Source organism: Rahnella sikkimica (assembly GCF_002951615.1).
Taxonomy (GTDB): Bacteria; Pseudomonadota; Gammaproteobacteria; order Enterobacterales; family Enterobacteriaceae; genus Rahnella; species Rahnella sikkimica.
In genome coordinates, this window is record NZ_CP019063.1 from 72,937 (window position 1) to 84,919 (window position 11,983).

Below are 11,983 nucleotides of genomic sequence, written 5' to 3' on the forward strand. Positions count from 1 at the left end.
TGATCCATACTTCATTTCCCGCTCATCTGAATGGAAATCCTGTATGCAGAATCCTACGTTGTTTCAGTTCTTCCACTGGTATTACCCGGAGGGTGGCAAATTGTGGCCTGAGGTCGCAGAGAAAGCTGCGTGGCTGGCCGAAATCGGCATCACGGCGGCCTGGCTTCCCCCCGCGTATAAAGGCGATTCCGGCGGATATTCGGTCGGTTATGACACCTACGATTTATTCGATTTGGGCGAGTTTGACCAGAAAGGCTCCCGCGCCACCAAGTACGGCGACAAAGAAGGCTTGCTGGCCGCCATTGCTGCACTGAAACAGCATCAGCTCGGCGTGATTCTCGATGTGGTGCTCAACCACAAAATGGGGGCAGACGAAAAAGAGCGCGTGCAGGTTAACCGCGTAAATATGGACGACCGTGAGGATATCAGCGACGACATCATTGAAGCCGATGCCTGGACGCGCTTCATCTTTGCCGCCAGAAACGGCCAGTATTCGAAATTCGTCTGGGATTATCACTGCTTCAGCGGCGTCGACCATATCGAGAACCCCGATGAAAACGGCATCTTCAAAATCGTGAATGACTACACGGCAGGCGGCTGGAACGATCAGGTCGACGAGGAGTTTGGCAATTACGATTATCTTATGGGTGCCAACGTCGATTTCCGCAATAACGCCGTCAGCGAAGAACTCAAATACTGGGGGCGCTGGATCATGGAACAAACCGGCTGCACGGGGTTCCGGCTGGACGCGGTGAAGCATATTCCGGCCTGGTTCTATAAAGAATGGATTGACCATATTCAGGCAGAATCCGAACAGCCGATGTATCTGGTGGCGGAATACTGGTCTTTCGACGTTCCCACGCTGCAAAATTACATCCATCAGGTCGAAGGCAAAACCATGCTGTTCGATGCGCCGTTGCAGCTGAACTTCCATCATGCGTCGAAGCAGGGCGCGGATTACGACCTGACCACCATTTTTGACAACACACTCGTCGCCGCCGACGCGTCACACGCGGTCACGCTGGTCGCCAACCATGACACGCAGCCGCTACAGTCGCTGGAAGCGCCGGTCGAGCCGTGGTTCAAGCCTCTGGCTTACGCATTAATCCTGCTGCGTGAACAGGGCGTGCCGATTGTGTTTTATCCCGATCTGTTCGGCGCAAGCTACGAAGACGAAGGCGGTGATGGCAATACTCACACCATCGACCTGCCCGCGATCCCGCATCTGGAAACCCTGATCAAAGCCCGTCAGGATTACGCGTGGGGCGTGCAGACCGATTATCTCGATCACCCGAACTGCATCGCGTTCAGCCGCAGCGGAACCGAAGAGCATCCGGGCTGCGTGGTGGTGATGTCAAACGGGGAAGGCGGAGAAAAGACCATAGAACTGGGCGACGGTTTCGCGCATAAGAAATGGCGCGATTTACTGGAACACCGCGAAGACATCATCGAAACCGATGAAAACGGCGCGGCGCAGTTCTTCTGTGAAGCAGGCAGTGTCAGCGTTTGGGTTCTGGCGGAGTGAAAAGACAGGCTGGTGGAATGCCAGCCTGTTAGTTATATCCCGGCGCTATTTGAGGGCTAAAGCAACCAGCAGTGAATACGCTAAAAGCATCAGAATGCAGATAACGATGCCGTAAAGCCAGCCATCGATTTTTACCATTTTCCACGGAAAAGTCAGCAGTAAAATCATTCCGTTGAAAGGCGTATTATACCAACGCCATTTTTTAGTCCCCATAACACACAGACAGATAAAACTTATGAGGCACAACAATCCAAAAAAGATTTTGAAATGCGGATCGGCAAGATGAGCAGTAAACAGCCCACTTAAACCCAGGAATATCTTGACCAGCACACCAATGGTCACCGCCGAAAGCACGCTTTCAACCACCACTATCGCTTTGCTTTTGTTACGGAAAATATGTTTACAAATGTCGTAGCCGTAGATAAAACTGCCAATAACCACAGTCAGTATGCAACGGTCACGAAATTGATTCGGATCGTCACGCGTACCGAGAACAATCAGAATGCCCCAGAATGCCGTCAGGAAAATCGTTCCCCAATTCATCATCCAGCCGTTTTGTGAATGGACTTTCACAAGTTCTGGGTTGATTCTCGGAAGCAACAGAGGGAAATCCCAGAGGATCCTGTTCAGCTCCGCATGCAATGGCTTCAGGAAAACAGGTTCCCATTTCGTCCACCAGGGAAGCTTTGTATTGGCGGCTGTCATCAGCCGGAAACGTCTACGGTTTAGTTCGGTGTCGTGGTACCTGCGTTTAAGCTTTTCCCAGTAAACCTCAGCCTCTGTATTTTCAATCTGACGATAAAGCGCGGCCAGACGATGCGCGGGTATGCCACCCGGCCGATAATGGTCAATATCCCAGCCCATGACCTCTGAAACGCGAATAAGCAGCGCCGAATACAATCCTTCACGCTCACTCAGCTGCGCAGCCAGTTCCTGACTGAATAATTCCCGCAGGCGCAGATTCTGCCAAAGCTCAGCGGATAGCACGGTTTTAAGCAGGTTCAGACCTTCGGTTTCATCTTCCATCATGAGATCGATGATGACAGTCACCGGCCTTAATGCCTCTAATTCCTGTTCCAGCGCATCATCAATATCCGGCGTGAGCTCTTTTAAAGGCTCAATGTGAACCGGCATCCGTAAAGTGAAAGAGGGAGATTCATCCAGAATTTCCGTGACAACGTCACTCCTTGAGGGGCGATCCACGTAACCCTTCGCCTGCTCGAACGCCTCTCTCAGCCGCTGATAGCCTTCCGGATCCTGATCTGGCCGCGTCGTTTTCAGTTTACGGGCGTAAACGCGCTTGATAATGCTCAGATCGTCGGTAGGTTCGATGTCTAAGACTGACCAGATGCTCATCCGTTTACTCCCATTCCTTGCGCAGATACGCGACCAGTCCCTCGATTTCCTTGCGGGCTTCAGCGATTTGCCGGGCATCCTGCGTGTCCAGCACGCTCTCGAAACGGTAAAGATGATCGGCGATATATTGGCGCTGTTCACCGAGACTTTGTTCGTAAAACGCATTGGCTTCGGCGACCAGCTGGCGGTTAACCAGTTGTTCGCGCGGATGCTGTTTGATGTTTTCCAGCCGCAACAGGCTGGCGGAGATTTGCTCCGGCGTAAGCGAACCGGGGGATTTTTCGATCACCAGTTTTTGCATCTCACCGCTATGATCGATTTTGCATTCCACTTCCAGAATGCCGTCCAGCGTATAGGTAAAACGCACGTCGGCGGTGATTTCACCGGCAGGGCGCGGCGGCACATCCAGCGATAAGGAACCGAGCAGAATATTGTCGGAAACACGGCGGCCTTCCCCTTGATAAATCGAAAATTCGAGCATTTTTTGCTGGTCCGTGATCGTACGGACGGATTCCACACGGCTCACCGGCACAAAACTATTGCGTTCGATCAGCGGCATAAAATGCCCCGTTTCATAGCCCTCGCCTTTACGGCGCGCAATCTCAATACCGAGCGTGAAGGGCATCACGTCAGTCAGCACGATATCGTCAAGTGCCTGATCCTGCATCGCCAGACCGGCCTGAATCCCGGCACCTAATGCGACGGCTTCATCGGGCTGAAGATCACAGCGCGGGAAACGGCCAAACAAACGCGCCACCGCCTGACGCACCAGTGGCATCCGCATCGCGCCGCCCACCAGCACAATATGATCCACCTGATCGGCCGAAAATTTCGCATCGCGCAGCGCCTGAATGACCGGTTTTTTCATCCGTTCCAGCGCGCTTTCGCAGCATTGCGCCAGAATTTCCGTCGTGATCGTCCAGCTTAACGTTTCGCCTTCATGCTGATAACTGACAACCGTGCTCTCCTGCGCGGTCAGCTGGCGTTTGGCCCGCTCCGCTAATGTGACGAGCCGCCCGTGTAAACCGGTATCTTCCTGATCGAGTTGCGGAAATTGCGCCAGCATCCAGCTGACCAGACTGCGGGTAAAATCATCGCCGCCGAGAAACACATCGCCGCTGCTGGCGCGCACTTCAATGACGCCTTCGAACATATCTATGATCGAGACATCAAAAGTGCCGCCACCCAAATCGAACACCAGGAATTTTTGCTCCTGCTGATTCGCCAGTCCGTAAGCCAGCGATGCGGCGGTCGGTTCGTTCAGCAAGCGCTCAACGTGCAAACCGGCCAGTTCACCGGCGGTTTTCACGGCTTTACGCTGAATGTCATTGAAATACGCGGGGACGGTAATGATGGCGCGTTCGACTCTACAACCGCAATGCTGCTCGACGTCAGCTTTCAGGCTGCGTAACAGCAGGGCGGAAAGCTCTTCTGCGCGGAAAGACTGTTGCCCGAGCCGGAAATTATGGTCGGTGCCCATGAAGCGTTTAAAACTGGAGAGGGTTAAACCGGGGTGAGTAAACAGGCGGGCGTGAGCAGGCGCGCCAACCAGAATGTGCCCGTTATCATCAAGCCCGATAACCGAGGGCGTGAGATTGTGCCCGTAGGCGTTCGGTATCAGAACGGCCTGACCGTCCTGCCAGATGGAAACAGCACTGTTTGACGTGCCTAAATCTATCCCTATCAACATCCGTATTGCTCCCGAAAATAAACTGAGAATGGCCGAAAGAAGTGTCTGACGACGAAGCGTCTCTATCGGCCAAATTTACAGAATACTTAAGGGATTTTGTAGTCCGGATTAAGCGATGGTCACTTTCTTATCCAGATACACATCCTGCACCGCATTGATTAACGCCACGCCCTCTTGCATGGATTTCTTGAAAGCTTTACGCCCCAGAATCAGCCCCATGCCGCCCGCGCGTTTGTTAATAACCGCTGTACGCACTGATTCCTGAATATCGTTTTCGCCTGCAGCACCGCCGGAGTTAATCAACCCTGCGCGCCCCATGTAGCAGTTTGCCAGCTGATAACGCACCAGATCGATAGGGTGATCGGTGGTGAGTTTGGAGTAGACGCGCGCATCGGTATAACCAAATTTCACGGCATTGTAGCCACCGTTATTTTCGGCCATCTTTTGCTTCACGATATCCGCGCCAATGGTGGCCGCCAGGTGATTAGCCTGCCCGGTCAAATCCGCGCTGGCGTGATAATCCACGCCGTCTTTCACAAACGCCGGATTGCGCAGATACGCCCACAACACCGTGACCATGCCCAGTTCATGCGCCCGTTCGAACGCGGCGGAGATCTCCTCAATCTGACGACGGGATTGTTCTGAACCGAAATAAATGGTTGCGCCGACGGCCTGCGCGCCCAGATCAAACGCCTGATCCACACTGGCGTACAGCGTCTGATCGTACTGGGTCGGATAACTGAGCGTTTCATTGTGGTTCAGTTTGACCAGGAACGGGATTTTGTGGGCATAGCGGCGGGACACGGAAGCCAGCACGCCGTAAGTCGAGGCCACACAGTTACAGCCCGCTTCCAGCGCCAGCTCGACAATATTCTTCGGGTCAAAATAGAGCGGGTTGGCGGCAAATGAAGCGCCTGCAGAATGCTCGACGCCCTGATCGACCGGCAGAATCGACAGATAACCGGTTCCCGCCAGACGGCCGGTGTTATACAAATTTTGCATGGCGGTCAGCACGCGCGGCGAGCGGTTGTTATCAATCATGACGCGATCAACAAAATCAGCGCCGGGAAGATGAAGCTGGTCAGCGGTAATGGTTGAACAACGATGTTGCAACAGGGAATCGGCTTCTTTACCTAAAAGCTTAGAGATATCAGTCATAACGAACTCCGTCTCGGGCTCTGAACAGGGGTTCAGAGCGATGAATGAACCTGCCTTACAGTAGACAACGTAGACTAACGTTTTGATTCCGGCCAACTTGCACATTAGATGCTGAGGGCTGACGCAAGCCACACATACAAAAAATTAATAAATCGATTTCGTTTTTCTGGCGTGTGCCAAAGAAACGTTTCGCTGAACGCGCTATCGTGTGCGCTTCACGGATTGCGGATGTCGGGCATGTACGAATTCAATTTAGTTTTACTGCTTTTACAACAGATGTGTGTGTTCTTAGTTATCGCCTGGCTGATGAGTAAAACCCGCCTTTTTATTCCGCTGATGCAGGTCACGGTTCGTCTGCCTCACAAACTCTTGTGCTACATCACGTTCTCCGTGTTCTGCATTATGGGCACCTATTTCGGTCTTCACATTGAAGATTCGATTGCCAACACGCGTGCGATTGGCGCCGTGATGGGCGGCCTGCTGGGGGGCCGGTAGTCGGCGGTCTGGTCGGGCTGACCGGTGGTTTGCATCGTTATTCGATGGGCGGCATGACGGCGCTCAGTTGCATGGTATCTACGATTACCGAAGGGCTGCTCGGCGGTTTGCTGCACAGCATTCTGATCCGCCGCGGCCGCACCGATAAACTGTTTAATCCGCTGACCGCGGGTGCGATTACGTTTGTAGCAGAAGCAGTGCAGATGCTGATCATCCTGCTGATTGCCCGGCCATTTCATGATGCGCTGCACCTGGTCAGTAATATTGCCGCGCCGATGATGGTAACGAACACGCTGGGCGCGGCGATGTTTATGCGCATTTTGCTGGATAAACGTGCGATGTTTGAAAAATACACGTCAGCGTTTTCGGCCACCGCGCTGAAGGTCGCGGCGTCAACCGAAGGGATATTACGGCAAGGCTTTAACGAAGAAAACAGCATGAAAGTGGCGCAGGTTCTGCATCAGGAACTGGATATCAGCGCCGTCGCCATTACCGATTGCGAGAAACTGCTGGCCTTTACCGGCGTGGGCGATGACCACCATTTGCCCGGCAAACCGATATCTTCCGCCTATACCTGGCGGGCGATTGAAAATGACGAAGTGGTGTACGCCGACGGCAACGAACTGCCTTACCGCTGTTCGCTGCACCCGAACTGCAAACTCGGTTCCACGCTGGTGATCCCGCTGCGGGGCGAAAATCAGCGGGTGATCGGCACCATAAAATTGTATGAAGCGCGCAACCGGCTGTTCAGTTCGATCAACCGCACGCTGGGGGAAGGGATTGCGCAGTTGCTGTCGGCGCAAATTCTGGCGGGCAAATACGAGCAACAGAAAGCGCTGCTTGCCCAGTCGGAAATCAAATTGCTGCACGCGCAGGTGAACCCGCATTTCCTGTTCAACGCCCTGAATACGCTGATGGCGGTGATCCGCAACGACAGCGATAAAGCCGGGCAACTGGTGCAATATCTTTCGACGTTCTTTCGCAAAAACCTCAAGCGCCCGTCAGAAATCGTCACACTGGCTAATGAAATCGAGCATGTGAATGCCTATCTGCAAATCGAACTGGCGCGTTTTCCGTCACAGCTGAGTGTCGAATTACAGGTGCCGGATCATCTCTCGGCGCAAAACCTGCCAGCGTTCACCCTGCAACCGATTGTTGAAAATGCCATTAAACACGGCACATCCCAGTTGCTCGGACACGGCGTGATTACTATCCGCGCCCGGCGTGACGGGAGAAACGTCGTGGTTGAGGTCGAGGACAACGCCGGTTTGTATCAGCAGTCGTGCACAGAAAGCAACGGGCTGGGCATGAGTCTGGTGGACAAACGCCTGCGCGCGCGCTTTGGCGATGACTACGGGATCGCCGTCAGCTGCGAACCGGATCTTTTCACCCGCGTCACGTTGCGTCTGCCGATCGAGGAACCCGCATGTTAAGAGTGATGATTGTTGATGATGAACCGCTGGCGCGCGAGAACCTGCGGATCCTGCTTGAGAACGAAAGCGACATCGAGATTATTGGCGAATGCGCCAATGCGATTGAAGCCATCGGCGCGGTGCATAAACTGCGTCCGGACGTGCTGTTTCTGGACATTCAGATGCCGCGCATCAGCGGGCTGGAAATGGCCGGAATGCTTGATCACCGGCACCGTCCGCACATTGTTTTTCTCACCGCGTTTGACGAATACGCGGTGCAGGCGTTTGAAGAGTGCGCATTTGATTACCTGCTGAAACCGGTTGAGCCGCCGCGTTTACAGAAAACGCTGGCGCGGCTGCGGCAGGAACGTCAGGTGCAGGAAATCTCACTGTTACCGGAAAGCCAGCAGTCGCTGAAATTTATTCCGTGCAGCGGACACAGCCGGATCTGGCTGTTACAGATGGAAGAGGTGGCGTTCGTCAGCAGCCGGATGAGCGGCGTTTACGTGACCAGTCAGGACGGCAAGGAAGGATTCACGGAACTCACGCTGCGCACGCTGGAAAGCCGCACGCCGTTGTTACGTTGTCACCGGCAATATCTGGTGAATATGGATTATCTGAAGGAGATCCGCCTGGAAGATAATAATCAGGCGGAACTGTTATTGCGCGACGGCCAGACCGTGCCGGTCAGCCGCCGCTATCTGAAATCACTGAAAGAAGCCGTCGGGCTTTAAGTGGCAGAGCGTAACCCCTCAAATGCCTGACGAATTTCGGCTTCCGGTAACGCCACGCCGATAAACACCATCTGGCTGACCGGCGTTTCTTCCGGTTCCCACGGACGATCCCAGTCGGCGCTGTACAACCGCTGAACGCCCTGAAAAAGCAGGCGGCACGGCTGGTCTTCAATCCACAACATCCCTTTGTAGCGCAGAAGGCTGTCTGCAAAACCGGCAAGCAGGCCCTCCATCACGCCGGACACCGCCTGCAACGCCACCGGATAATCCAGCTCCACCACGATGGACGAAATGGTGTTTTCCTGGTGCGCCACCATGCGGCGGAAAAGCGGCTTTGACACCACCACGTTTTCCTCCAGCATAAAACCGCGCGTATCGAACAACAGCGCCAGATCGATATCGCCGTTCACTACCGGATACACCGGCGCACGGGCGTTGATGCGCTGCAACCGCGTAATCAGCTCGCCGCTGTCACCGGCAACATCGGTTTTGGTCAGTAAAATCCGGTCAGCATAACCAATCTGCGACTGCGCCAGCGGGAACTGATCCAGCTGGTGGTCCGCGTGAACCGCGTCCACCAGCGTGATCACGCCGTCGAGCAGATAACGTTCACAGATAATTTCATGGGCGAAAAACGCCTGCAAAATCGGCCCCGGATCCGCCATGCCGGTGCATTCGATCACCAGACGGTCGAACTGCACGTCCCCTTTATCCAGGCCGTCGAGCAAATCCAGCAACGCGTCTTCCAGTTCGTTCGAGCGGCTGCAACAGATGCAGCCGTTGGTCAGCGTCGTAATGCGCGTCGCGCGATCGCCGATCAGCTGGCTGTCGATCGCCACTTCGCCAAACTCATTTTCAATGACCGCAATTTTATAATCGTGCTGCTGATGCAGCATCTGGCGCAGCAGGGTGGTTTTGCCTGCACCGAGAAAACCGGTTAAAACCGTGACCGCAATGGGTGTCATAACGTTATTCCTGTTAACAACAGCGCATCCCGCCTTTGCCGTCACCGCCGTAGCGGGCCTGCTGGCGTTCGCGGAAAAATTCTTTGTAAGTCATCATCGGTTTATCAGGATGATTAGTCTGCATGTGCAGCACGTAGGTATCGTAATCCGGGATCCCCACCAGCATGCGCGCCGCCTGACCGAGGTACTTCTTCGCCGCGCCTAAATTATCGAACACAAGCCGCTCCTTTATGGGTACTGGCCGCCATGCTTTATGCAGGAAAGCCCCGCGCGTGCGGGGCAGTAAGACAACATCATCAGTGGCTGGAGAGTTTGATGCCTTCCTCCGGCACCGGCACGTATGGCGTTTCTTTGTCGGTGCGCTGGTCGGTTTTACGCGCCTGCAACCACGCCTTGAAGCCGTAGAAAATAATACTGTACACCACAATCAGGAACAGAATACTCAGCCCGGCGTTGGTGTAGTTGTTGATCACAATATGGTGCATGTTGCTGATTTGCTGTTCCGTGAGTTCCGCTCCGCCGGCAGCGATGCGGGCTTTATACTGGCTGGCCATGAAGAAGAAGCCTTCCATCTGCGGATTGGTGCTGAACAGTTTCAGGCCCAGCGCCCAGGTGGTGCAGATCAGCAGCCAGAGTGCCGGAACCACGGTGACCCAGATGTACTGAGTGCGTTTCATTTTGATCAGCACCACGGTCGCCAGCACCAGCGCGACGGCGGCCAGCATCTGGTTGGAGATCCCGAACAGCGGCCACAGGCTTTTCACGCCGCCCAATGGATCGACCACGCCCTGATACAACAGATATCCCCATAAGCCCACGCAACCGGCGGTACCGACAATCCCGGCCACCAGCGAATCGGTTTTCTTCAGGAACGGAATAAAGTTGCCGAGTAAATCCTGCAACATAAAGCGGCCCGAACGCGTACCGGCGTCCAGCGCAGTCAGGATAAACAGCGCTTCAAACAGGATCCCGAAGTGATACCAGAAGCCCATGTCGGCAAACGGCACAATCTTGTGGAAGACGTGGGCGATACCCACCGCCAGCGTCGGTGCGCCACCCGCGCGGTTCAGCACAGAAGGTTCGCCGATGTCTTTGGCGGTTTGCAGAATTTGTTCCGGGGTAATCACGAAGCCCCATGAACTCACCGTGGCCGCCGCGTGCGCCGTCACGTCTTTCAGCTGCGCCAGAATCATCGGCGCATTATCGCCGCCCAGCTCATGCAGGTTTGGCATCACAATGCCCAGACCGGCTGGCGGGGTGTTCATCGCAAAATACAAACCCGGTTCGATGATGGAGGCCGCAACCAGCGCCATCACGGCCACAAAAGATTCCATCAGCATCGCGCCGTAACCGATAAACCGCGCATCCGTTTCGCAGGCCAGCAGTTTCGGCGTGGTGCCGGACGCAATCAGCGCATGGAAACCGGACACCGCCCCACAGGCAATGGTAATAAACAGGAACGGGAACAGCGCGCCTTTCCACAGCGGACCGGTGCCGTCAATGTACTGCGTAATCGCAGGCATTTTCAGTTCCGGATTCAGGATCACAATCCCGATCGCCAGCCCGACGATCACGCCGATTTTCAGGAATGTCGCCAGATAATCGCGCGGTGCCAGAATCAGCCAGACCGGCAGCAGTGCGGAAACAAACGCATAGCCAATCAGGGTAAAGGTGATGGTGGTGTCTTTGAACGTCAGCGCCGGACCCCAGTAAGGATCCGCCGCAATCACGCCACCAAACCAGATGGACGCAATCAGCAAAAGCACGCCGATGACCGAGATTTCACCCACCTGTCCTGGCCGGATAAAGCGCATATAAATGCCCATAAACAGCGCGATAGGCACCGTCGAACAGACCGTAAACACGCCCCACGGGCTTTCCGCCAGCGCTTTCACCACGATCAGCGCCAGCACCGCCAGAATAATAATCATGATCAGGAAACAGCCGAACAGGGCGATGGTGCCCGGCACCGGCCCCATTTCCTCTTTGATCATCTCGCCGAGCGACGCCCCGTTACGGCGCGAGGAGATAAACAGAACCATGAAATCCTGTACAGCACCTGCCAGCACCACGCCCGCCAGCAGCCACAGCACGCCGGGCAGATAGCCCATTTGCGCCGCCAGTACCGGCCCGACCAGCGGACCTGCGCCCGCAATGGCCGCAAAGTGGTGACCGAATAGCACATTGCGGTGCGTCGGCACGTAGTTCAGCCCGTCGTTATTGAGCACGGCGGGCGTTGAACGCGTCGGATCCAGCTTCATCACTTTTTGCGCGATGTAGAGACTGTAATACCGGTAGGCCACCAGATAGACCGAAACCGATGCCACCACAATCCACAGCGCACTGATATGTTCACCTCGCCGTAAGGCAACAACTGCCAGACAGCAAGCACCGATGATTCCCAGAATCATCCAGGGTATATGCTTGAATATTGATTTTGTATTCATAAGAAACCTGGTTATCAGAATAGCCAACGAATGCCCCTCACGGATGCCCCTCATGAATAGTGAGAGAGGCTTTTATAAGAGAAGATCACTATTTTTTTGCCAGACACAGGATGGCGAATTTCACCGCAAAACGGGGGAAAGAGTGGTTAAGCGGTTGTATGGGGAGATAAGCGGTTACTGGAGGCGGTAAGCGGTTTTGAT

At 54.6% G+C, this 11,983-nt stretch carries 8 protein-coding genes and 1 pseudogene; 3 read left to right on the top strand and 6 right to left on the bottom strand.

The window, feature by feature from the left end:
* Positions 1–43 precede the first annotated feature (43 nt).
* Complete coding sequence (gene amyA / locus BV494_RS21800) at positions 44–1,525, top strand: alpha-amylase (protein ID WP_104924911.1); 1,482 nt, start codon at positions 44–46, stop codon at positions 1,523–1,525.
* A gap of 45 nt (positions 1,526–1,570) precedes the next feature.
* On the opposite strand, the gene BV494_RS25920 is transcribed toward amyA, so the two are convergent.
* The 3 genes from BV494_RS25920 to fbaB form a co-directional block, all read right to left on the bottom strand.
* On the bottom strand, positions 1,571–2,959 hold the full coding sequence (locus BV494_RS25920; RefSeq protein WP_192938202.1) for an O-antigen ligase family protein: 1,389 nt from the start codon (positions 2,957–2,959) through the stop codon (positions 1,571–1,573).
* Complete coding sequence (locus BV494_RS21810) at positions 2,886–4,571, bottom strand: Hsp70 family protein (protein ID WP_104924912.1); 1,686 nt, start codon at positions 4,569–4,571, stop codon at positions 2,886–2,888. Before BV494_RS21810 ends, BV494_RS25920 begins: the two co-directional genes overlap by 74 nt.
* Before the next feature lie 108 nt (positions 4,572–4,679).
* A complete protein-coding gene (fbaB, locus tag BV494_RS21815) occupies positions 4,680–5,729 on the bottom strand; it encodes a class I fructose-bisphosphate aldolase (protein ID WP_104924913.1) in 1,050 nt (349 codons plus the stop codon).
* Positions 5,730–5,966: 237 nt separating this feature from the next.
* Between fbaB and BV494_RS21820 the strand changes: the two are divergent.
* Positions 5,967–7,657 (top strand): annotated as a pseudogene (locus BV494_RS21820) (LytS/YhcK type 5TM receptor domain-containing protein).
* A complete protein-coding gene (btsR, locus tag BV494_RS21825) occupies positions 7,651–8,370 on the top strand; it encodes a two-component system response regulator BtsR (protein WP_104924914.1) in 720 nt (239 codons plus the stop codon). Before BV494_RS21820 ends, btsR begins: the two are co-directional and overlap by 7 nt.
* Here the strand turns inward: btsR and yjiA are convergent.
* The 3 genes from yjiA to BV494_RS21840 all read right to left on the bottom strand — a co-directional run bounded on the left by yjiA (position 8,367) and on the right by BV494_RS21840 (position 11,782).
* Positions 8,367–9,335 carry a GTPase gene (yjiA, locus tag BV494_RS21830; protein ID WP_104924915.1) on the bottom strand — a complete coding sequence of 323 codons (969 nt, stop codon included), beginning with the start codon at positions 9,333–9,335 and terminating at the stop codon, positions 8,367–8,369. The genes btsR and yjiA overlap by 4 nt on opposite strands.
* 13 nt (positions 9,336–9,348) lie before the next feature.
* Entirely contained in the window at positions 9,349–9,552 is a 204-nt protein-coding gene (locus BV494_RS21835; protein WP_104924916.1) for a YbdD/YjiX family protein, read from the bottom strand.
* Positions 9,553–9,631: 79 nt separating this feature from the next.
* Complete coding sequence (locus BV494_RS21840) at positions 9,632–11,782, bottom strand: carbon starvation CstA family protein (RefSeq protein ID WP_104924917.1); 2,151 nt, start codon at positions 11,780–11,782, stop codon at positions 9,632–9,634.
* Positions 11,783–11,983: the final 201 nt, after the last annotated feature.

Excerpts from the sequence above, each read along its gene's own strand:
- amyA (WP_104924911.1), top strand. The coding sequence starts at position 44 with ATGCAGAATCCTACGTTGTTTCAGTTCTTCCACTGGTATTACCCGGAG.
- BV494_RS21810 (WP_104924912.1), bottom strand. The coding sequence starts at position 4,571 with ATGTTGATAGGGATAGATTTAGGCACGTCAAACAGTGCTGTTTCCATC.
- yjiA (WP_104924915.1), bottom strand. The coding sequence starts at position 9,335 with ATGACACCCATTGCGGTCACGGTTTTAACCGGTTTTCTCGGTGCAGGC.
- BV494_RS25920 (WP_192938202.1), bottom strand. The coding sequence starts at position 2,959 with ATGCCCGGCAAATCGCTGAAGCCCGCAAGGAAATCGAGGGACTGGTCG.
- BV494_RS21840 (WP_104924917.1), bottom strand. The coding sequence starts at position 11,782 with ATGAATACAAAATCAATATTCAAGCATATACCCTGGATGATTCTGGGA.
- btsR (WP_104924914.1), top strand. The coding sequence starts at position 7,651 with ATGTTAAGAGTGATGATTGTTGATGATGAACCGCTGGCGCGCGAGAAC.
- fbaB (WP_104924913.1), bottom strand. The coding sequence starts at position 5,729 with ATGACTGATATCTCTAAGCTTTTAGGTAAAGAAGCCGATTCCCTGTTG.